The organism is Agromyces sp. LHK192, assembly GCF_004006235.1.
Taxonomy (GTDB): Bacteria; Actinomycetota; Actinomycetes; order Actinomycetales; family Microbacteriaceae; genus Agromyces.
This window is the reverse complement of record NZ_CP034753.1, coordinates 2,834,149-2,855,873: the sequence shown is the minus strand read 5'-3', so window position 1 is coordinate 2,855,873 and position 21,725 is coordinate 2,834,149. Positions and strand designations below refer to the sequence as shown.

At 72.1% G+C, this 21,725-nt stretch carries 19 protein-coding genes; 5 read left to right on the top strand and 14 right to left on the bottom strand.

The features are described from left to right. Positions 1 to 47: 47 nt before the first annotated feature. Both ELQ40_RS12875 and ELQ40_RS12870 read right to left on the bottom strand, forming a co-directional pair. Positions 48 to 1,406, bottom strand: a complete 1,359-nt coding sequence (locus ELQ40_RS12875) for a M20/M25/M40 family metallo-hydrolase (protein ID WP_240665790.1) — start codon at positions 1,404 to 1,406, stop codon at positions 48 to 50. A 34-nt stretch (positions 1,407 to 1,440) separates the two neighbouring features. Next, the gene (locus ELQ40_RS12870; protein ID WP_164863584.1) at positions 1,441 to 2,100 is read right to left on the bottom strand and encodes an NADPH-dependent F420 reductase; all 660 of its coding nucleotides are present in this window, start codon (positions 2,098 to 2,100) and stop codon (positions 1,441 to 1,443) included. 184 nt (positions 2,101 to 2,284) lie between these two features. Between ELQ40_RS12870 and ELQ40_RS12865 the strand changes: the two genes are divergently transcribed. Then, on the top strand, positions 2,285 to 3,358 hold the full coding sequence (locus ELQ40_RS12865; RefSeq protein ID WP_127794046.1) for an LLM class flavin-dependent oxidoreductase: 1,074 nt from the start codon (positions 2,285 to 2,287) through the stop codon (positions 3,356 to 3,358). Positions 3,359 to 3,361: 3 nt separating this feature from the next. Here the strand turns inward: ELQ40_RS12865 and ELQ40_RS12860 are convergent, their stop codons facing one another. The 8 genes from ELQ40_RS12860 to ELQ40_RS12825 form a co-directional block, all read right to left on the bottom strand. Beyond that, positions 3,362 to 4,543 (bottom strand): cation:proton antiporter, encoded by a 1,182-nt coding sequence (locus tag ELQ40_RS12860; RefSeq protein WP_127794045.1) that lies wholly within the window; start codon positions 4,541 to 4,543, stop codon positions 3,362 to 3,364. Positions 4,544 to 4,554: 11 nt separating this feature from the next. Further along, positions 4,555 to 5,049 carry a cation:proton antiporter regulatory subunit gene (locus tag ELQ40_RS12855; protein ID WP_127794044.1) on the bottom strand — a complete coding sequence of 165 codons (495 nt, stop codon included), beginning with the start codon at positions 5,047 to 5,049 and terminating at the stop codon, positions 4,555 to 4,557. A gap of 52 nt (positions 5,050 to 5,101) precedes the next feature. Continuing rightward, positions 5,102 to 6,025 (bottom strand): metal-dependent hydrolase, encoded by a 924-nt coding sequence (locus ELQ40_RS12850; protein WP_127794043.1) that lies wholly within the window; start codon positions 6,023 to 6,025, stop codon positions 5,102 to 5,104. Between the two features lie 3 nt (positions 6,026 to 6,028). Next, positions 6,029 to 6,208 carry a hypothetical protein gene (locus ELQ40_RS12845; protein ID WP_127794042.1) on the bottom strand — a complete coding sequence of 60 codons (180 nt, stop codon included), beginning with the start codon at positions 6,206 to 6,208 and terminating at the stop codon, positions 6,029 to 6,031. A gap of 106 nt (positions 6,209 to 6,314) precedes the next feature. Further along, positions 6,315 to 7,490 (bottom strand): acyl-CoA dehydrogenase family protein, encoded by a 1,176-nt coding sequence (locus ELQ40_RS12840; protein ID WP_127794041.1) that lies wholly within the window; start codon positions 7,488 to 7,490, stop codon positions 6,315 to 6,317. A gap of 9 nt (positions 7,491 to 7,499) precedes the next feature. After that, the gene (locus ELQ40_RS12835) at positions 7,500 to 8,396 is read right to left on the bottom strand and encodes a DUF4349 domain-containing protein (RefSeq protein ID WP_127794040.1); all 897 of its coding nucleotides are present in this window, start codon (positions 8,394 to 8,396) and stop codon (positions 7,500 to 7,502) included. A gap of 161 nt (positions 8,397 to 8,557) precedes the next feature. Continuing rightward, positions 8,558 to 9,415 (bottom strand): aldo/keto reductase, encoded by an 858-nt coding sequence (locus ELQ40_RS12830; protein WP_240665789.1) that lies wholly within the window; start codon positions 9,413 to 9,415, stop codon positions 8,558 to 8,560. Beyond that, a complete protein-coding gene (locus ELQ40_RS12825; RefSeq protein WP_127794039.1) occupies positions 9,412 to 10,620 on the bottom strand; it encodes an MFS transporter in 1,209 nt (402 codons plus the stop codon). Before ELQ40_RS12825 ends, ELQ40_RS12830 begins: the two co-directional genes overlap by 4 nt. 235 nt (positions 10,621 to 10,855) lie before the next feature. On the opposite strand from ELQ40_RS12825, the gene ELQ40_RS12820 reads away from it, so the two are divergent. The 4 genes from ELQ40_RS12820 (at position 10,856) to ELQ40_RS12805 (ending at position 15,948) form a co-directional block, all read left to right on the top strand. Beyond that, on the top strand, positions 10,856 to 12,217 hold the full coding sequence (locus tag ELQ40_RS12820; RefSeq protein WP_127794038.1) for an 8-oxoguanine deaminase: 1,362 nt from the start codon (positions 10,856 to 10,858) through the stop codon (positions 12,215 to 12,217). Between the two features lie 151 nt (positions 12,218 to 12,368). After that, entirely contained in the window at positions 12,369 to 13,841 is a 1,473-nt protein-coding gene (locus ELQ40_RS12815) for a nucleobase:cation symporter-2 family protein (RefSeq protein ID WP_127794037.1), read from the top strand. A gap of 254 nt (positions 13,842 to 14,095) precedes the next feature. Beyond that, the gene (locus ELQ40_RS12810; RefSeq protein WP_127794036.1) at positions 14,096 to 15,127 is read left to right on the top strand and encodes an ATP-binding cassette domain-containing protein; all 1,032 of its coding nucleotides are present in this window, start codon (positions 14,096 to 14,098) and stop codon (positions 15,125 to 15,127) included. Then, positions 15,124 to 15,948 carry an ABC transporter permease gene (locus tag ELQ40_RS12805; RefSeq protein ID WP_205649342.1) on the top strand — a complete coding sequence of 275 codons (825 nt, stop codon included), beginning with the start codon at positions 15,124 to 15,126 and terminating at the stop codon, positions 15,946 to 15,948. The genes ELQ40_RS12810 and ELQ40_RS12805 overlap by 4 nt, the downstream gene beginning before the upstream one ends. 23 nt (positions 15,949 to 15,971) lie before the next feature. Here the strand turns inward: ELQ40_RS12805 and ELQ40_RS12800 are convergent, their stop codons facing one another. From ELQ40_RS12800 to ELQ40_RS12785, 4 genes are all read right to left on the bottom strand, one after another. After that, complete coding sequence (locus ELQ40_RS12800; RefSeq protein ID WP_127794035.1) at positions 15,972 to 19,256, bottom strand: BTAD domain-containing putative transcriptional regulator; 3,285 nt, start codon at positions 19,254 to 19,256, stop codon at positions 15,972 to 15,974. A 138-nt stretch (positions 19,257 to 19,394) separates the two neighbouring features. Beyond that, positions 19,395 to 19,814, bottom strand: coding sequence for a GNAT family N-acetyltransferase (locus ELQ40_RS12795; protein ID WP_127794034.1), 420 nt, complete (start codon positions 19,812 to 19,814; stop codon positions 19,395 to 19,397). 7 nt (positions 19,815 to 19,821) lie between these two features. Beyond that, on the bottom strand, positions 19,822 to 20,430 hold the full coding sequence (locus ELQ40_RS12790; protein WP_127794033.1) for a CoA-binding protein: 609 nt from the start codon (positions 20,428 to 20,430) through the stop codon (positions 19,822 to 19,824). After that, the gene (locus tag ELQ40_RS12785) at positions 20,427 to 21,722 is read right to left on the bottom strand and encodes an O-acetylhomoserine aminocarboxypropyltransferase/cysteine synthase family protein (protein ID WP_127794032.1); all 1,296 of its coding nucleotides are present in this window, start codon (positions 21,720 to 21,722) and stop codon (positions 20,427 to 20,429) included. Before ELQ40_RS12785 ends, ELQ40_RS12790 begins: the two co-directional genes overlap by 4 nt. Positions 21,723 to 21,725: the final 3 nt, after the last annotated feature.

Genomic DNA, 21,725 nt, shown 5'->3' with positions numbered 1-21,725 from the left:
GTGGCCGTCATCGGGGGCGCGTGGCCGTCATCGAGGGCGCGTGGCCGTCATCGGGGGATGGACTCGATGAGGGCCCGGTGGAACCGCTCGCCCTTCGCGAGCGAGTCGACGCTCACCCACTCGTCGACGCCGTGGATGCCCGCACGCTGCGCGGCGGACATCTCCAGCGGGGCGAACCGGTACACCGCCGGGGCGTACCGGTGGAACCAGCGCGCGTCGGTCGCCGCCATCACGAGGTACGGCGCGGTGATCGCCGCGGGGTAGGCGACCGCCACGGCGTCGGCGATCGCCCGGAACCGCTCGTCGTCGACGGGCGACTCCGGCGACGGGTCGTTGCCCTCGACGACCTCGACGTGCACCTCCCGGTCGCGGATCGAGCGGCGGATTCGCGCGACGGCGGTACCGACCGTCTCCCCGGGCGCGATCCGCAGGTTGAGCGTCGCGGATGCCTCGTTCGGCAGCACGTTGTGGGCACTGCCGCCCGCGAGCATCGTCGGCGCGATGGTCGTGCGCACGAGGGCCGCGGGTTCGCCGCCGAGCGCGGCGAAGACCCGCGCGGTGAGCCACGGCCAGGCCGCGAGCAGGCGGAGCGCCGGGCGCCAGATTCCGGTCGCGCGTCCGGCGAAGACGCGCAGCATCGCCCGGGTCGCGCTGGACGTGCGCTTCGGGAACGGATTCGGGTCGAGGCGGTCGACGGCGCGCGCGATGCGCGCGGCTGCGGTGAGCCGGGGCGGCGCCGAGGCGTGGCCGCCCGCGCTCGTCGCGCGGAGCCGGAGCGTCACGATGCCCTTCTCGCCCACGCCGACCATCGCGGCGGTGCCGGGGATGAACGGCAGCGGGGCATCCGTCACCGCGCCGCCCTCGTCGATGACGAGCCAGGGTGTGATGCCGCGCTCGTGGAGCAGGTCGGAGATCGCGCGCCCGGCGGCGCCGTGGCTCTCCTCGTCGCCGCCGAACGACAGGTAGACGTCACGGGCGGGAGCGAAGCCCGCCGCGAGGAGGTTCTCGACCGCCTCGAGTACGACGAGCAGCGGACCCTTGTCGTCGAGCGCGCCGCGGCCGCGCACCGCGCCGTCGGCGACGACGGGTTCGAACGGCGGGTGGCTCCAGCCGTCGGACTCGACGGCCGGCACCACGTCGAAGTGGGCCATGAGCACGAGCGGGTCGCCGACGCCCGAGCCGCGCCACCGGTAGAGCAGTCCGAGGTCGCCGACGCGTTCGAGTTCGAGGTGCTCGGCGACGAGGGGGTACAGCTCGCCGATCAGGTCGCCGAACCGGGTGAAGTCGGCGAGCCCCCGTTCGTCGAGTTCGGCGGAGACGGTCGGGAGCGCGATCATGCGCGCGAGGCGTTCGGGTGCGCCGGCGCGCGCGGCGGTCTCGGTACGGCCGGGTTCTGGTCGGGTCACCGCACCAGCGTACGTCGGCGGTGGGCCGGGTTCGTCAGGCCGCGTCGCGGTCGCCCGCGACCGGGGTGAGGAGCACGCCGAGTTCGGCCGCCGAGAGCGCCTGCCCGAACGCCGGATGACCCGGCTCGAGTGCGACGCCGTGGCTGAGGGCGCCGCCGTCGACCGGGTCGAAGCCGATCGCGTCGATGATGGCGGCGAGCACGTGGCGCGCGTGGTCGTCGTCGCCGACGACCGCGAGCGCACGGCGCAGGCGCGAGCCGGCCGGCATGCTGTCGTCCTCCATGTCGTGGTAGCCGAGGTGGTTGAGGCTCTTCACGACGTGCGCCGCCGGGTTGCGGGCCGCGTTGATCTCGCTCGTCGAGCGCGGATCGTCGTCGACCTGGGGCAGGTTCCCGTCGATCGGCGGCCAGTAGTTGGTCGCGTCGACGACGACGCGACCGTCGAACAGCGGCCACGGGACGGTCGCGACCTTGCCGAACGGCACGGCGAGGATCACGACGTCGGATGCCTCGACCAGCGCCTCGGGCGTCGCGACCTCGGCGCCGGGAGCGACGACGTCGACGACGAGGCTGAGCGCGGTCTGTCGGGGCGAACCGGCGATGAGCACGCGGTGCCCCGAGGCGAGCAGCAGTCGGGCCAGCGCGGTGCCGACCTTGCCGGCGCCGAAGATGCCGACCACAGGTCTGTCCCTCACCAGTTCCACCTCCCGCACAACGCCCTAGGCGAGCCGGGCATTCCCCAGGGCATCCTCTCACCGGCGCCGAGCCGGCGACGACTGGCCGCGGATGCCGCGCCGGGAATAGTCTCGAACGGCCGCCCGTTCGAGCATATCGATGCATGAACATGGAATTGACCGCGCAAGTGGGGGAGACACATCGATGACGCACGTCGAATTCGGCCTCGACACCTTCGGGGACGTGACCGTCGGCCCGGACGGCGAACTGCTGTCGCAGGCCCAGGTGCTGCGCAACGTCGTCGCGGAGGCGGAGCTGGCCGACCGGCTCGGCCTCGACTTCTTCGGCGTCGGCGAACACCACCGCCACGAATTCGCCGTCTCGGCACCGGAGGTCGTGCTCGCCGCGATCGCCGCGCGCACCGAGCGGATCCACCTCGGCTCGGCCGTCACCGTGCTGAGCTCCGACGACCCGGTGCGCGTTCACCAGCGGTTCGCGACCCTCGACGGAATCTCCGGCGGACGTGCAGAGGTGATCCTCGGGCGAGGGTCGTTCATCGAGTCGTTCCCGCTGTTCGGCTACGACCTCGGCGCCTACCAGGAACTGTTCGAGGAGAAGCTGCAGCTGTTCGCGGCGCTGCTGCCGCAGGAGCCCGTGACGTGGGCCGGCACGCTGCGCCCGCCCATCGACGGGCTCTCGGTGTACCCCACCGTCGAGCACGGCCCGCTGAAGACCTGGGTCGGCGTCGGCGGCAGCCCGGAGTCGGTCGTCCGCGCGGCCCACTACGGGCTGCCCCTCGTGCTCGCCATCATCGGCGGCTCGCCCGCGCGGTTCGCGCCGCTCGCCGACCTGTACCGCCGCGCGCTCGACCAGTTCGGACATCCGCTCCAGCCCATCGCGATCCACTCGCCCGGCTTCGTCGCCGACACCGACGAGGAGGCGCTCGACACCCTCTGGCCGCACTACCAGGTGATCATCGACCGCATCGGCCGCGAGCGCGGGTGGGCGCCGACCTCGCGGGCGCACTTCGAGCAGGAGGCCCGGCACGGCGCGCTCTACGCCGGGTCGGTCGAGACCGTCGCGCAGAAGATCGCCGGTGCCGTGCAGGCGATCGGCGCAAGCCGCTTCGACCTCAAGTACTCGAACGGCACCCTGCCGCACGAGGCGATGCTCGGCAGCATCGAGCGGTACGCCACGCAGGTCGTGCCCCGCGTGCGCGAGCTGCTCGCCGAGCGGGATGCCGTGGCTGGCGGGGAGGCATCCGACGCGGTCGGGTGACGCTCAGCCCGTCTTCGCCACACGCCGCCGGCGCACCGCCTCGCGGAACCAGTCCGCGTCGGGCAGGCGGGCCAGGAACGTGCCGGCGAAGATCGTGAACAGCACATAGGCGGTCGCGAGCGGCGCGAGCTGCGGCGCCACCCCGGCGCCGACCGCGAGGCCGGCGATCACGATCGAGAACTCGCCGCGCGGCGCGAGTGCGAAGCCGGCGCGCCACTGGCCGAGCGTGCCGACCCCGGCGCGCCGTGCCGCGAAGACCCCGGTCGCGAGCTTCGTGAGGATCGTCACGAGCGCGAGCGCCGCCGCGGGCAGGAGCATGTCCACCAGGTCCACCGCGTTCGTCGTGAGGCCGAAGAACACGAAGAACATCGCCGCGAACAGGTCGCGCAACGGGGTCAGCACCTGGCTCGCGTTCTCGGCGACCCGGCCAGACAGGGCGATTCCCACGAGGAACGCACCGACCGCGGCCGACACGTTCACCTCCGCCGCGAGGCCCGAGACGAGCATCGTGAGGCCGAGCACGCCGAGCAGCAGCGGCTCGTACTGGTCGGCGGGGAACAGCTTCGAGATGAACCCGCCGAACCGCAGCGCGATGAACAGGATCAGGCTCACCACCGCGACGGCGACCGCGACCGACACCACACCCTGCCACAGGCTCACGCCGATGACGAGCGCCGACAGGATCGGGAGGTAGAACGCCATCGCGAGGTCCTCGATCACGAGGATCGCGAGGACTCCGGGGGTCTCGCGGTTGGAGAGGCGGCCGAGGTCGCGCATGAGCTTCGCGATCACGCCCGACGACGACACCCACGTGACGCCGGCCAGTGCCACGGCCGCGATCGGTCCCCAGCCCAGCAGGAGCGCGAGGGCTGCACCCGGCACCGCGTTCAGCAACGCGTCGACGATGCCCGCGGTGCGCGACGACTTCAGGCTCCCGAAGAGCTCGTCGGCCGTGTACTCGAGACCGAGGAGGGCGAGCAGCAGGATGACGCCGAGCTCGGATCCGATCTGGAAGAACTCCTCGCTCGCCTCGAACGGGACGAATCCGCCGTCGCCGAAGCACAGGCCGAGGAGCAGGTAGAACGGGATCGCCGAGATGCCGAGGATTCCGGCGAGGCGCCCGAGCAGACTCATGCCGAGGAGGAGCGCGCCGACTTCGATCAGGAGCAGCGTGGTCTCGTGCATGCCGCCGCCGGTCAGTCTGGGCCGTTGGCGAGCAGGCGGGAGACCCCGTCGAGTCCTTCACGTGTGCCGACGACCACGATGACGTCGCCCGCGCGGAGCCGCTCCGCGGGAGTCGGCGAGGGGATGACCGTGCCGTCGCGCACGATCGCGACGATCGACGCGTGCGTCCGGGTGCGCGCCTTCGTGTCACCGAGCGTGCGGTTCAGGTACGGCGAATCGGTCGGCAGTGCGATCTGCTCGGTGTAGAGGCCCGCGGTCTCGTCGGACAGGCTCGTCAGTCGCGACAGCATCACCGAGGCGCCCAGCACGTCGGCGAGCGCGGCCGCCTCGTCGTCGTTGAGCGGAATGGAGTCGCGGCACGCGTCGGGATCGTCCTCGTCGAAGAACCCGAGGTCGCGCTCCCCGTCGCGGTGCGACACGACGCTGATCCGGCGACCGCCCTCGGTCACCAGGTCGTGCCGGATGCCGATGCCCGGCAGGTCGACCTTCTCGATGCGAATTCCCACGCCCGTCATCGTAACCCCGCGGGGAGGTTGCCCGGGCACGTGGAGGCGTGGACTATCCGCGCGGTGCCGCCGAAGTCGTCATCACGAGCACCGGCGTGCCGCCGTCGTCGACGCGTTCGAACGAAACGCGCACCTCGCCGAGGTCGTCGGCCGAGCCGACGTGGGTGCCGCCGCAGGGGATGCTCGCGACGCCGTCGGGGAGTTCGGCGATCCATCGGCGCCGGTCGGTGAGCCCCTCACCGTCGCGGTCGATTCGGATCGCCGCGCCCGAGCCCGTCCAGGTCGCGAGCGTCGCGTTCACGAGTGCCGCGAGTGCCGCGAGGTCGGCGTCGGAGGCGTCCACGAGGCTCGCGGTGTCGAAGCCCGCCCGCCGCAACGACTTGTTCAGGCGGAAGCGGTCGACGGAGCCGTCGGGGGCGATGCGCGACGACTCGATCGCCGCGCCGTCGAAGTCGGGCGCGCCGAGCGCATCCGGCCGCGCGTCCTTGCTCCAACGGTCGGCGAGTGCGCGGTTCAGCGCGAGCGAGGCGAGGTGGCACGCGGTGTGCCCGACCGAGAGGGCGCGGCGGTAGGCGGCATCCGCCTCGAGGTCGACGTCGTCGCCGACGGCGACTCGCGCCGCGTCGGCCGAGTCGATCAGGTGGGCGACGACGAAGGCCCAGCCCTCGGTGCCCTTGCGCACCGGGATATCTCCGCCGAGGTGCAGCTCCGCCCCGTCGGTCGCGGCGACCACGGCGTCGACGAAGGGCAGGGCGGTGCCGTCGGCGGTGCGCAGCCCGCCGCGGTCGGCGGGCTGGTCGGGCCACGAGGCATCCACCGGATGGATGCTGGTGACGTCGGTCACGACGGCGACGTGCTCAGCTCCCGACTCGCCCGACGCGGCCACCGGGACGACCGCGACGACTCGGGCGTGGGCGTGCACCTCACCCGTCGGATAGGTGACGCGGGTGTCGGCGACGGGGATTCCCGAGACCACCGATCAGTTGCCCTTGGCGCCGCGGCCGAGGACGTTGATCGGGATCGCCATCGCGATCGCGATGCAGAGGATGCCGGCGATGAAGATGATCGCCTCGAAGCCCGCGATGTGGGACGCGTTGCCCATGAGCCACATGCCGAAGACGAAGATCGCCATGGTGATGAGGAACAGGATGGTGTTCACGAAGCCCTCCAGCAGCGCTGTCGGCGCCTGACGGGTGCGTCGGCGCGGTCCTGATCCCGAGTCTATCGAGGCGCGGTCCACGGGGCGGATGCGGACGCGGCGCAGGTCAGCCCTGCGACACCGGGCCGATCCACGCATTCGCGATCGTCGCGTGCGCGGACTCGTCGTCGGAGGGGTGGAAGATCCCCGCGAGCACGTCGCGGTACAGGCGACCGAGCTCGTTCCCCGCGAAGTAACTCGAGCCGCCCGCGACGCGCACCGCCTGGTCGACGACGTGCTTCGCGGTCTCGGTCGCCCGCACCTTCGCGCCCGACAGCTTCGCGTACCAGAACGCGCCGTGGTCGGCGAGATCGTCGACGTCGCGCGCGAGGCTGCGCAGCTGCGGCTCGATCGCGTCGTGCGCGAGCGCGGCATCCGCGATCCGCCACCGGATGTCGGGGTCGTCGGCGAGCGGCCTGCCGTCGTGCTTCATCGACGTGCGCCGCCTTGCGGCGGCGATCGCGAGCTCGAGGGCCCGGGCGCCGATGCCGGTGTAGACCGCGCCGAGCAGCAGCTCGAAGCAGGCGAAGATCCCGAAGACCATCGGGTCGGCGTTGGGCCCCGGGTCGAGTCGGCGCACGATGCGGTCGGGTGCGGCGAATGCGCCGTCGAGCACCGTCGTGCGGCTCTGGCTCGCCCGCATGCCGAGCGTGTTCCAGTCGTCGAGGACCTTCACGTCGGGGTCCTCGCGGTCGATGAACCCGTAGACGATCTTCGGGGCGTCCTCCGACGCGGTGTCGAGGCCCATCGTGCCCAGCCTGGTCCACGCGGGCGACAGCGACGTGAAGATCTTGCGACCGGTGTACCGGTAGCCGCCGCGCGGTTGCGGTTCCGCGACCGTGCGCGACCCGAAGAGCATCAGGTCGTTGCCGGCCTCCGAGATGCCGAAGCCGAAGACCTCGCCGTCTGCGGCCTCGCGCTGCAGGAACCCGAGCGTGTCGTCCCCGCGGTCGGCGAGCACCTTCGCGACTCCCGTCCACACGAGGTGCATGTTGATCGCGAGCGCGGTCGCCGGCGCCGCGCCGCCGAGCCGCATCTGCGCGCGCACCGCGTCCTCGAGGCTCCAGCCGAGTCCGCCGAGCGATTCGGGCACGAGGGCGCGAAGGTAGCCGGCATCACGGAGGTCGGCGAGGTCCTCGTCGAAGAAGGCGTTGCGTTCGTCGAGGTCGGCCGCCCGCTCGCGGATCCGGTCGAGCAGGTCGACGGTGAGCACGGATTCGATGGGCGACGTCGCAGCGGTCACGGCGTCAGCCTACGCCTGCGGCGGGCGCCGCCGTCCGCGGGCCACGAGCAGCACGACGCCCACGACGATCGCCGCGACGAGTGCGAGCAGGCCGATCCACGGGAGCAGCACGCCGAGCACGACGAGCAGGCCCGCGCCGAACGCCATGAGGCTCTCCCACCCCGCGGCGAGACCGTCGAGGAACGTGTCGGGGCGGGCATCCGGCGCCTGCTCCTCGGTGACGAGCGAGACCGACAGCGTCGAGAACTCGACCTGGTCGACGAGCAGGTCGCGCTGCTGGGTGAGGCTGTCGAGCTCGGCCTGCCGGGTCGTGAGCTCGGACTCGATCTCGATGAGGTCGGCGGTCGTCGTCGCCTGGCCGAGCAGTGCGGTGAGCCGGTCGACGGAGGCGCCCAGCGCCTCGATCCGCGCGTCGAGGTCTTCACGCTGCTGCGTCACGTCGGATGCCTCGAGCGCGATGCGGTTCACCTCGCCGAGTTCGCGCAGGTCGTCGACGACCGCGTCGAGGCCGTCGACCGGGATCCGCAGCACGAGGTCGGCGCTCGCCGTCATGCCGTCGGTGCCGGGCTGCTCGGTGCGCTGGTCGATGCGACCGCCCGCACCGGTCGCGAGGTCGGCCACGTCGTCGGCGGACGCGATCGGATCGTCGACGGTGATCGAGATCGAGCCGGTGCGGATCACGCTGCGGTCGGCGTCGGACGCCCCGGCAGCTTCGTCGGCGGCTGCCTCGCCCGTGGCGACGAACCCCTCGGCGGAACCGCCGCCGTCCCCGGGCTCGGCGGGGGCGTGCTCGGCCGTGCCGGACATCGGCGCCGAGGAATCCGAACCGGCGCCCGCGGAGCAGCCCGCGAGCAGGAGGGCGAGGAGCGCGGCGGCTGCGGCCGCGGATGCGAGTCGTCGAGTCATGCGGTCAGGCTAGGGCCGGGTCGGACGTCGATGTCTGGGGGCGGACTGGGAGTCCGGTCACGGTCGGGTTGCGGTTCGCTGGGAGTCGTCGAACGGCCCCAACGAAGCTCGGGACCCGCACGTTCGCCGGGCCGCCGGACGGCGGCATCCGTCGTCCGGCGTCAGTCGAACTCGGGGTCGCGCCCCGTCCGCTCGCCGCTCTCGAGCGTGCCGATCGCGGCGAGGTCGTCATCGTCGAGCGCGAAGTCGAACACGTCGAGGTTCTCGCGCTGGCGTTCGGGCGAGGACGCCTTCGGGATGACGATGTTGCCGAGCTGCACGTGCCAGCGCAGCGTCACCTGCGCGACCGAACGGTCGTGCTTCGAGGCGATCGCGGCGAGCGTCGGGTCGTCGAGGATGCGTCCGCGGGCGAGCGGCGACCACGCCTCGGTGCGGATGCCGTTCGCGTCGTGGAACGCGCGGAGCGCGGTCTGCGGCAGCCAGGGGTGCAGCTCGACCTGGTTGACCACCGGGGCGACGCCGGTCTCCCCGATGATGCGCTCGAGGTGGTGGGCGTGGAAGTTGGCGACGCCGATGGACCGCACGCGTCCGTCCTGCTGCAGCCGCACGAGCGCGCGCCAGGTGTCGACGTAGCGGTCGGTCGACGGCACGGGCCAGTGGATGAGGTACAGGTCGAGCGCGTCGAGGCCGAACCGCTGCATCGACTCGTCGAACGCGCGCAGCGTCGAGTCGTAGCCGTTGTCGTCCTTCCAGACCTTGCTCGTCACGAACAGCTCGTCGCGCGGCACGGATGCCTCGCGCACGGCCTGCCCGGTCTCGCGTTCGTTGCCGTAGAACGCGGCCGTATCGAGGTGGCGGTAGCCGATCTCAATCGCGGAGCGGCAGAGCGCGCCGGCGTCAGCGGCCGGCACCTTGTACAGGCCGTAGCCGAGCTGGGGGATGGCTGCGCCGTCGGCGAGCGGCAGCAGCGGCGACGGGGGCGGGGTGGACGGGCGCGGTGGCATGGAGGCTCCGGTCATGTCGGCGTGATCTCCACCGGTTCGGTGTCGGGCAGCGGGCTCGCGTCGCGGCCGCGCAGGTCGGGATGCCAGCGCACGAACACGGCCGGCACGATCACGCCGACCACGGCGAACCCGGCGGCCGCCCAGAACGCGCCGACGGCGGTGAACTCGTCGATGAGGAACCCGGCGAGCGCCGACCCCATCGCCGCGCCGATCAGTTGTCCGGTGCCGACCCAGCCGTACGCCTCGGCGGTGTCGGAGAACTTCACGCTCGCCGAGACGATCGCGAACAGCACCGCGAGCGCGGGCGCGATGCCGATGCCGGCGATGAACAGCGACACCGACAGCCACGGGAAGTTCATGCCGAACCCGGCGACGACGGTGCCGACCATGACGATCGCCATGCGGCGCGCGGTCGACCAGGGCCCGATGGGCGTGTGGCCGAGCAGCAGGCCGCCGGCGAGGCTGCCGACCGAGAAGATCGCGAGGACGATGCCGGCCTCGGCGCCGTCGTGGCCGAAGACGGCGACCACGCCGGCCTCGATCGCCGCGCACGCTGCGATGAGGAGGAATCCGACGACGGTGGCGAGCAGCACCGGCGGCCGCGTGAGCACGACGCCGAACCGGCGCTTCGAGCGGGGGATGCGCACGCGGCCGAGCTCGGGGGAGGCGATGAACCAGATGCCGCCGCCGATCATCATTGCCGCGGCGGCGAGGATGCCCCACGTCGTGCCGATCTGCGTCGAGATGAAGGTGGTGACGACGGGGCCGACGACCCAGATGATCTCCTGCGCAGAGGCGTCGAGCGAGAACAGCGGGGTGAGCTGCCGGGAGTTCACCATCTTCGGGTAGATGGTGCGCACGGCCGGCTGCACGGGCGGGGTGGCGAGTCCGCAGACGAGCCCGATCGTCATGTACAGCGGCACGGTGAGCGGGAGCACGGCGATCGCGACGACGGCCGTCGCGCAGACGGCGAGCGTGAGGATCAGCACCGGCCGCATGCCGAACCGCCCCATGAGGCGGCTGGTGAGGGGTCCGGCGACCGCCTGGCCGATGGAGGTCGCGGCGAGCACGAGCCCCGCGGAGCCGTACGACCCGGTCTGCTGCTCGACGTGCAGCAGGAACGCGAGCGAGAGCATGCCGCTGGGGAAGCGCGCGGTCAGCTGCGCCGCGATGATTCGCGCGACGCCCGGGGTCTTCAGGAGATCGGTGTAGCTGGCCACGTCGATTCATCGTATCGACGTGGCGCGTGATTGGATCCATTCAAGATATCCACAATGTGAAAAAAGACATTCGGCCTGTGAAAAACTATTGACGGCGCGGTGAAGCCGATGGTACTTCTGGATGCACCTTCCAGCGCGGGAGGGACCTGGATCAGCAGACAGGGCATCACTGAGCTGGCCCCCGCGCGGGCCGGCCTCCGGTTCGCACCACGCACCACCGGATCGGAGCCGCTGCATGACCCCCACCACGACCTGGCTGAAGCAGCCGCTCGGCATCTTCACGGGCGACGACGCGGATGCCTCGGCCGGCCTGGTGATCCGCGGGGCCGAGGTGGTCGAGGTCGTGCCGAGGGGCTCCGAGCCGACGCACCCCGTCGACGAGGTGTTCGACGCCTCGCGGCACGTGGTCATCCCGGGCCTCATCAACACGCACCACCACTTCTACCAGACGCTCACCCGGGCCTGGACGCCCGTCGTGAGCGCCGAGCTCTTCCCCTGGTTGAAGGGCCTGTACGGCGTCTGGGCCGGCCTCACGCCGCGCGACCTCGAGCTCGCGACCACCGCCGCGCTCGCCGAACTGCTGCTCTCGGGTTGCACGACCGCGGCCGACCACCACTACCTCTTCCCCGACGGTCTGGAACAGGGCATCGACGTCCAGGTCGACGTCGTGAGGCGGCTCGGCATGCGCGCCACCCTGACGCGCGGATCCATGTCGCTCGGCGAGGACGACGGCGGGCTGCCGCCGCAGACCACCGTGCAGGACGCCGAGACGATCCTCGCCGACAGCGAGCGGCTGATCGGCGCGTACCACGAGCGCGGCGACGGCGCGTTCGTGCAGATCGGCCTGGCACCCTGTTCGCCGTTCTCCGTCACGACCGAGGTCATGCGCGAGACGGCACAGCTCGCCGAACGGCTCGACGTGCGCCTGCACACCCACCTCGCCGAGACGCTCGACGAGGAGGACTTCTGCCGCGAGCGCTTCGCTCTGCGCACCGTCGACTACCTCGAGAGCGTCGGATGGCTCTCCGACCGGTCGTGGCTCGCCCACGGCATCCACTTCGACGACGCCGAGATCGCCCGGCTCGGGGCGGCCGGCACCGCCGTCGCGCACTGCGCGACCTCGAACATGCGGCTCGCATCGGGCATCGCCCGCGCCGTCGAACTCGAGGAGGCCGGAGCTCCGGTCGGGCTCGGAGTGGACGGCTCCGCGTCCAACGACGGCTCGAACCTCATCCAGGAGGTCCGCCAGGCCCTCTACCTGCAGCGACTGCGCTACGGCGCCGCGAGCGTGACGCCCGAGCGCGCGCTCGGCTGGGCGACCGCGGGCTCCGCCCGCGCGCTCGGTCGCTCCGACCTCGGCGTGCTGGCACCCGGCAAGCAGGCCGACCTCGCGATGTTCACGCTCGACGACCTGCGCTTCTCCGGGAGCCACGACCCCGTCGCCGCCCTCCTGCTCTGCGGCGCCGAGCGCGCCGACCGCGTCATGGTCGGCGGCCGGTGGCGCGTCGTCGACGGGGCGATCGAGGGCCTCGACCTCGAGCAGTTGATCGCCCACCACTCCGAGGCCGCGAGCGACCTGCTCGCCCGGCACGGGTGAGCGGAGGGGCATCCGAACCGAACCGGCCCACCTGACCCGAGCACCCGACCAGACCACCTGACCGACACCGAACGAGACGCACCAACCGAACCGAACGCACCAGCATCACCACCCGGCCGCCGGAGGCGGCCCGAACGACGAAGAGGTCGACATGAAGAGAACCGAGCGCACCGCCGAACGCGTCGCCCGCCCCGAGGACGAGCGCCTGCCGATCGGCATGACCTTCGCCTACGGACTCCAGCACGTGCTCACCATGTACGGCGGCATCATCGCGCCGCCGCTGATCATCGGGTCGGCCGCGGGCCTCGACCAGGCCGAGATCGGCGTGCTGATCGCCGCCTGCCTGTTCGTCGGCGGACTCGCCACGATCCTCCAGACCGTCGGCGTGAAGTGGTTCGGCTCGCAGTTGCCGCTCGTGCAGGGCGTGTCGTTCTCCGGCGTCGCGACGATGGGCGCGATCGTCACCAGCGGCGGCGGACTCCCAGCCGTATTCGGCTCCGTGATCGTGGCATCCCTCATCGGCCTGCTGATCGCGCCCGTGTTCGCCACCGTCATCCGGTTCTTCCCACCGGTCGTGACGGGGTCGGTGATCACCACTATCGGCCTGACGCTGATCCCGGTCGCCGCCATGTGGGCGCAGGGCGGCAACCCGTCGGCCGACGACTACGGCTCGCCGGCCTTCCTCGGCCTGGCCGGCCTGACGTTCGTCGTCGTGCTGGTGCTCAGCAAGATCGGCGTCGGCGCCATCTCGCGCCTGTCGATCCTGCTGTCGATCGTCGTCGGCACCATCGTCGCCGCCGCGCTCGGCATCGCCGACTTCTCGAGCGTCGGCGACGGACCGATCTTCGCGCTCCCGACCCCGTTCGCGTTCGGCCTGCCGACGTTCGAGATCGCCGCGATCATCTCGATGCTCATCGTGATCCTGGTCACCCTCACCGAGACCACCGCCGACATCCTCGCCGTCGGCGAGATCATCGGCACCAAGGTCGACTCCAAGCGCATCGCCGCGGGCCTGCGGGCCGACATGCTGTCGAGCGCGGTGTCGCCGATCTTCGGTTCGTTCACGCAGAGCGCATTCGCGCAGAACGTCGGCCTCGTCGCCATCACCGGCGTGAAGAGCCGCTTCGTGGTCACCGCCGGCGGCGTCGTCCTGGTGATCCTCGGCCTGCTGCCGGTCCTCGGCCGCGTCGTCGCCGCGGTCCCGCCGCCCGTGCTCGGCGGCGCCGGCATCGTGCTGTTCGGCAGCGTCGCCGCGAGCGGCATCCGCACGCTCGCGAAGGTCGACTACCGCGGCAACATGAACCTGGTCATCGTCGCGTCGGCCATCGGGTTCGGCATGCTCCCGATCGCCGCGCCCGGCATCTACCACGGCATGCCCGAGTGGTTCCGCATCATCTTCGACTCGGGCATCAGCTCGGCCGCGGTCGTCGCGATCCTCCTGAACCTGCTGTTCAACCACCTGAAGTTCGGCACGCCGCGCAGGCCCTCGGTGTTCGCCGCAGCACCGACGCGCAGCATCCGGGTGGAGCAGCTCGACGCGCTCGAGGAGGGCGACGCCTACGTCGGCGGCAAGCTCATCGACGCCGACGGCAACGAGGTCGCCGTCGAGCGCAGCGACCACTGACGCGCCGCCGCCCCGCGACCCGGACGCCCCGGCCGCGCTCGAGCCGTTCAGGCCCGGGGCGGTCGGGGCATCCGGCGCGTCGGCGTGGCCCACCGGCGCCGTGACGGCGCCGTGTCAGCGCCATGTCAGCGCGGTGCAAGTGCCGTGCCAGCGACCCCGCGCACACTCGTTCGTGACGTACCGCTCCCGTGAACCGGGAGGCCCGGTACCGCTCCCGCACCACGGGAGCCCACCACGAACGAAAGGGGATCGCGATGACCGCATCCGCATCCCGCGACGGCCGCTGGGCCGTCGAAGCCGACGGCCTCGTCAAGGTCTTCGGCCGCAACCGCGCCGTCGACGGCGTCGACCTCCGCGTCGCGACCGGCAGCGTCTACGGCGTGCTCGGCCCGAACGGCGCCGGCAAGACCACCACCATCTCGATGCTCGCCACGCTGCTGCGCCCCGACGCGGGCTCCGCCCGGATCTTCGGCCACGACGTGCAGCGCGAGAGCCAGGTCGTCCGCCAGCTCATCGGCGTCACCGGCCAGTACGCCTCCGTCGACGAGACGCTCTCGGCGAACGAGAACCTCATGCTGTTCTCCCGGCTCCTCGGCCTGTCTGCTCGCGACGCGAAGCGCAAGACCGCCGAGCTCCTCGAGGAGTTCAGCCTGACCGAGGCGGCCAAGCGGCCGCTCAAGCAGTTCTCGGGCGGCATGCGTCGCCGACTCGACCTCGCGGCGAGCCTCATCGCCCAGCCGCCCCTCATCTTCCTCGACGAGCCCACCACGGGCCTCGACCCGCGCACCCGCGCGCAGATGTGGGACACCATCCGCCGGCTGGTGGCCTCGGGCTCGACCGTGCTGCTCACGACGCAGTACCTCGACGAGGCCGACCAGCTCGCCGACCGCATCGCCGTGATCGACCGCGGCCACGTCGTCGCCGAGGGAACCGGAGACGAGCTCAAGGCGTCCGTCGGCACGTCGACACTGCACCTGCGACCCGAGTCGCCGGCCGACATCGACGACGTCCGCGTCGCGATCGAGCGCGTGCTGGGCGTCGGTGCCACCGTTTCGCCCGAGGCCGCGCGCGTCACCGCGCCCATGCAGGACGCCGACCGGGTCGCCGACCTGCTCGTGACCCTCAGGGACGCGGGCATCCACCTCGCCGAGATGAGCGTGCAGAAGCCGACCCTCGACGAGGTCTTCCTCACCCTCACCGGCCACGGCGTCGACCACGACGACGCCGCCGGCGCGTCGGGCGCCGAGCCCGAGGCATCCGTCGAATACGAAGGGAGCCGGGCATGAGCGCCATCGCCGCCACCGGCATCGTCCCGGCCGCACAGCGGGACCTGAAGAACCGGGTGGGCCTGCGCGAGACCCTCGCGCACACGCTCACAATGGCCCACCGGGGCCTCCTCAAGATCAAGCGCACCCCCGAGCAGCTGTTCGACGTGACGCTCCAGCCGATCATCTTCACCGTGATGTTCACCTACATCTTCGGCGGCGCCGTCGCCGGGGACGTGCAGAGCTACCTGCCGGTCATCATCCCCGGCATCCTCGTGCAGACCGTCATCTCGACGTCGATCGTCACCGGCGTGCAGTTGCGCGAGGACATGGAGAAGGGCGTGTTCGACCGGTTCCGGTCCCTGCCGATCGCCCGCATCGCGCCCCTCTCGGGCGCACTGCTCGCCGACACCGTGCGCTACCTGATCGCGACGACCCTGACCTTCACCATGGGGTTCGTCATGGGGTTGCGCCCCGAGGGCGGGATGCTCGGCGTCGTCGCGGCGTCGCTGCTCGTGATCGTGTGCGCCTGGAGCCTGTCGTGGATCTTCGCCTTCTTCGGCGTCATCGCCCGCAGCGCGTCGAGCGTGCAGGGCATCTCGATGATCGTGCTGTTCCCCCTCACGTTCCTCTCGAACGCGTTCGTCGACCCGTCGACGATGCCCGCGCCACTGGCCTGGTTCGCCGACATCAACCCGGTGTCGCACCTCGTCACCGCCGTGCGCGACCTCGTCAACGGGGCCGGCATCGGCGCCGACGCGGGCTGGTCGCTCGTCGGCGCGGCCGTGATCGTCGCGGTGTTCGCCCCGCTGACGGTGAAGGCGTACATGCGCAAGGCGTGATGCCGGGCATCCGCGGGATGCCGTCAGCCCGCGCGGACGGGCCGCTTGACGAGGTCGGCGGCCCGTTCCGCGCGTTCGGCGGCGGATCGCGCCGCGGTGCGTCGCCGGGCCTCGTCGAGCCGTTCCACGCCGACCGCCGCGACGACCACCGACGCGATGCCGTCGAGATCGAGCGCCGGCAGGTCCTGCCTGGCATGCAGCGCCTCGGCGAGCGTGAACAGCTCGGTCGCGCGATCGGCGAGCGACGGATGCCCCACCGCCCACGTGCTCCACCCGGCGAGGATCGAACCGAGGATCGGCTTGTCGATCAGCTGCGGATCCGCTCGCAGCGTCGCGGCCGCCCGCCGTCGCAGCGCATCCGCCCACGCGGCGACGGTGGCGTCTTCCCACCCGTCGCGGACCCCGGCCGCGACTAACGTCGCGAGCGTCAGCAGGAACCACGGAGAGCCGCGGAGCCCGGCCCGGCCGAACTCGTCGACGAGGTTCCGCGCCGTCGCCTCCGCGTCGGCGGTCCGGCCCTCCAGCCTGGCGAGCTCGACCTCTCCCAGGGCCGCGATCCGGCTCATCTCGACGCCGTCGGGCGAATCATGGCGGCCGGCATGCAGCGCTGCCAGCAGCGGCGCCGCCTCCGCCGGGCGACCGGCCGACAACAGCGCGGCGGCTATGGTCCAGTCGGCCTGGTGCAGGTCCTGCTCGGCGCCGATGCGTTCGAGCTGCTCGCGCGCCCGACGCGCCCCGACCAGCGCGGACTCCGGCCGTCCGCTCTGCGACTCGAGCTGGGCGAGCATCATGCCGACCATCGCCTCGGCCCACACGTCGCCGGTGCGCACCGCGAGCTCGTACGCCCGGGTCGCCCGCCGGATCGCGAGCTCGGGGGTGCCGTCGTTCTCCGCGAACTGCGCCGCCACGAGATTGCCCAGGAGCGCCGTCGCGTCGTCGGCCGACCCGGTCATCGCCTCGACCTCGCGCCCGGCCCGGTCGAAGTCGGGGAGTTCCCGCAGGAACCCCATCGTCGCCGCGAGCCACGCCGGCAACCCGCCGGCCGTCGCGTCGAGCTTGCGGAGGCGAACGAGCGCCCTGAGCCCGAAGCGCTCACGCACCACGAGGCCGGTCATCGCGATGAGGCACAGTGCGAGCGCCGGTCCGGTCGCGGCGCCGGACGCCGGACGTGCACCCCGGGTCGCATCGAGCACCGGCTCGCTGAACGCGATCACCTCGGTGTGCGCGGTCCGCAGGGTCCAGAACAGCCCGAGCGCGGCGAACACGTCGAAGACGACGGGGGCGGCACGGCGTTCGATCGCCCCCCGCATCACGTCGACGAGGTTGTCCTCCTCGCGGACCAGTTCGGCCATCGCCTCGAGCTGGCGGCGGTCGCGCAACCGGACCACCGCGCGGCGGCAGAGCGCGACGGCCCACGAGTCGACGGCGCCGGCGACCGCGTCCTGTTCGGCCGCGTCCTCCGCGAGGCGCATCCGGCCGAACTCGCGCACCGTCTCGAGCATCCGGTAGCGGACCGCGCCCGCGGCGTCCTCGCGCACGCCGAGCAGCGACTGCCCGACGAGGCCGTCGACGGCGCGCAACGCGTCGTCCGGCGCCAGCACCGCCGACGCCGCATCGAGGTCGAACCCGTCGACGAACCACGACAGGCGCAACAGGGCGCGGCGCTCGCCGGGCGAGAGCAGCGCCCAGCTCCACTCGATGACGGCCAGCAGCGTGCGCTGGCGCTCAGGCGCCGCACGGTCGCCCGTGTCGAGCAGCGCGAACCGGTTCGCGAGCCGGGTCTCGATCTGCTCCACCGTCAGTGATCGGATGCGCGCGGCGGCGAGCTCGATCGCGAGCGGCAGCCCGTCGAGGCGATCGCACAGTCGGGCCACGGCGTCGACGGGGAGGTCTGCGGTCGGGCGGACCGCACGCGCGCGCTCCAGGAACAGCCGCACGGCCGGGCCGGCGGCATCGTGCGCCGCCCCGCCGGGCGGGGCTGCGTCGGGCGGGACCTCGTCGGGCGATGCCGAGGAGGGCGCAGAGGAGAGGGGCGACAGGGGGTACACGTGCTCGGCCCCGATCGCGAGCGGACTGCGGCTGGTCGTGAGGACGCGGAGCTCCGGCGCGTCGGCGAGCAGTTCCGACACCCACTGCGCTGCACCGCCGATCACCTGCTCGCAGTTGTCCAGCACGAGCAGGGTCGGCCGCTCGGCCAGCTCGTCGACGATGCGCCGCCGGACGTCGGGCGCACGTCCGTCGGCGAGCCGCGTCGCGGTACCCGAGTCGCGCACGCCGAGCGTCGTGGCGAGCGCGAGTGCGACGTCGTCATCCGTGCGGATGCTCGCGAGCTCGACCACGACGACGGCCGGCGCGGTCGAGCTCGCCGCCACAGCCTGCGCGAGGCGCGTCTTCCCGAGCCCCCCGGCACCGAGCAGGGTGACGAGCCGGTGCGCGGCGAGGAGCTCGCGCACGCGATCGAGGTCGTCGCCGCGACCGATGAGCTCGTTGGGCGCCGAGCGCAGCCCGATGCGGACAGGCATCTCAGGGTCGGCGCCGGCCGGCGGTGAGCCGGCGTCGCGAAGGATCCGCGCGTGCGCGGCGATGAGCTCAGGACCGGGATCGGTGCCGTACTGGTCGGCCAGTCGGGCGCGGAACGTCGCGAACGCCGCCGCCGCCTCCGCGCCGCGACCGGATGCCGCGAGCCATTCGAGGTGCCTTCGCGCGAGCTGCTCGTCGAACGGATGCGCCGCGAGCAGCGGTTCGAGGTCGGCGAGCGCCCCGTCGTGGTCGCCGGCCGCGGCACGCGCCCGAGCCCGCGCTTCGAGGAGCTCGTCGCGGACCGCGCCGGCACGGTCGGCGAGCACCGAGACGACGGGGGCCTCGCCCAGATCGGCACCCGGATCGCCCCGCCAGAGCGCCAGCGCGGCGTCGAGTCCGGCTCCGCCGCCGAGTCCGCCGTCGGTTGCGGCCCCGGTGGCGGCCGCCTCGGCGCGCAACAGGTCGACCTCGTCGGCGGAGGCGCCGAGCGCGTATCCCGCGGCCGTCGACACGACGAGAGACGGCGCGATCCGCCGCAACCGCGACACGAGCGTCTGGAGCGCGGCGCGGCTGTCGCGAGGTGGCTCGTCGCCCCAGAGTTCGTCGATGAGCCCGGCCGTCGACACTGGGTCCGACATCGCGCCGCCGGGGTGCCGGGGGAGCACGACGAGGGCGACGACGAGGGCCTTCAGCCGCGCGCCGGGCGGCTCTACGAGCCTGCCGTCGGCATCGGCGACGCGCACCGGGCCCAGCACGCGCACCCGGACGGTTTCGGCGGCGGTCGGCACGCGGTCGAGCCTACCGGCGGGTTCGTCATGACGAGCGGCTCGCCGCGCTCGAGCGGTCAAGCCCGGGTCGGCCGGGGCATCCGGTCACCACGGTGCCGGAAGGAGTCGGTGCAGGCGCCGGCGGCGCCGCCCGAGTGATCAGGCGCGGGTCCGCGCCATCCAGTCGTCGGGTCGTTCGATCGGCCCGAATCCGTACCGTCGGTAGAGTTCGTGCGCGTCGCCCGTGCGCAGCACGACACGGCGGACGCCTCGACGGTCGAGTTCGGCGAGCGTGAAGTCCACGAGCGCGACCCCGATGCCGTCGCCGCGCGCGCCGGGGTCGACGATCACATCGCACAGCCACGCGAAGGTGACCCCGTCGGTCACGACCCGCGCGTACGCCAGTTGCCCACCGGTCGCCCGGTCGTAGCCGCCGATGTTGAGCGACCCGTCGATCGCCGCATCCTGCGTCTCCCGCGTGCGGCCGAGCGCCCAGTACGCGTGCTCGGAGAGCATCCGGTGCACGAACTGCCGATCGAGGCGCTCCGGATCGGTCGAGAACTCGAGGTCGCGGGGCATGCCCGCGTCAGCGGATGGTCTTGCGGCTCGTGATCTGGCCGGTGTCGAAGCCGAGCAGGTGCAGGCCGCCATGGAAACGGGCGTGCTCGACCTTGATGCAGCGGTCCATGACGACGGTCAGGCCCTGCTCCTCGCCGTAGTAGGCGGCGTCCTGGTTCCAGATGCCGAGCTGCACCCAGATGGTCTTGGCGCCGGCGGCGACCACGTCGTCGATGACCTGCGGGATGTCGCTGCCGCGGCGGAACACCACGACGATGTCGGGCACCTCCGGCAGGTCCTTCAGGCTCGCGTACGCCGGTTCACCGAGGATCTCGGACTCGTTCGGGTTCACGAAGTACAGGCGGTAGTCGCTCGACTGCTGCAGGTACGTGCCCACGAAGTAGCTGGATCGCTGGGGCTTGGGCGAGGCGCCGACGATCGCGACCGATTTCGCCGCGTTCAGGATGCGCAGGCGTTGCTTCGCGTCGGGCCCGGCCCACGTGCGCTGCGACTTCAGCAGCTTCGCGAGGGGCGAACTCGCGGGCAGCTCGCACGAGAGCCCGTTCGCGAAGCGGACCGTCTCGAGGTCGGCCTCGGTCGTCGTGCCGGTGGCGGCGGCATCCGTCGTCAGGGTCATCGTGCACCTCCCGTAGCGGCGTCGAGCGCCTGGTCGAGATCGTAGATGATGTCGTCGGCGTCCTCGATGCCGACCGAGAGTCGCACCACGCCGGGCAGGACGCCCGCGTCGACGAGTTGCTGCTCGGTGAGCTGCGCGTGGGTGGTCGACGCCGGGTGGATGATGAGCGTCTTCGCGTCGCCGATGTTCGCGAGGTGCGAAGCGAGGTCCACCGACTCGATGAGCTTCTGGCCGACGGCACGGCCGCCCTTCACCTCGAAGCTGAACACCGAGCCCGGGCCGAGCGGCAGGTACTTCTGCGCGCGGTCGTGGTGCGGGTGGTTCGGCAGGCCGGCCCAGAACACGCGCTCGATGCGCGGGTCCTGCTCGAGCCACTCGGCGACCGCCCGCGCGTTGTCGATGTGCGCCTGGATGCGGTACGGCAGCGTCTCGACGCCCTGCGCGAGCAGGAAGGCCGAGTGGGGCGCCAGCACGGGGCCGATGTCGCGCAGCTGTTCCGCCCGCAGGCGCGTGAGGAACGCGTACTCGCCGAAGTTGCCCGACCACTCGAGGCCGCCGTAGCTGGGCACCGGCTGCCCGAACAGCGGGAACTTCTCGGAGTGCCAGTGGAACCGGCCCGACTCGACGACGACGCCGCCGAGCGTCGTGCCGTGGCCGCCGAGGAACTTCGTCGCCGAGTGCGTGACGATGTCGGCGCCCCACTCGATCGGACGGTTGAGGTACGGCGTCGCGATCGTCGAGTCGACGATGAACGGGATGCCGTGGGCGTGCGCGACGTCGGCGAGCGCCTCGAGGTCGGCGATCTCGCCCGACGGGTTCGCGATGGTCTCGACGAACAGCGCCTTGGTCTTGTCGGTGATCGCGGCCGCATAGTCCTCGGCGTCGGCGCTCGCCACGAACGTGGTCTCGACGCCGAAGCGGCGCAGGGTCACGTCGAGCTGCGTGATCGAGCCGCCGTAGAGGTTCGCCGAGGCGACGATGTGGTCGCCGGCTCCGACGAGCGACGCGAAGGTGATGTACTGCGCCGACAGGCCCGATGCCGTCGCGACGGCGCCCAGGCCGCCCTCGAGGCTCGCGACGCGCTCCTCGAAGCTCGCGACCGTCGGGTTCGCGAGGCGCGAGTAGATGTTGCCGTACTTCTGCAGGGCGAACCGGGCCGCGGCATCCGACGTGTCGTCGAAGACGAAGGCGCTCGTCTGGTAGATCGGCAGCGCACGCGCGCCGGTCACCTGGTCGGGGATGGTTCCCGCGTGGATCGCACGCGTCTTGAAGCCGTATTCGCGGTCTGCCATGCG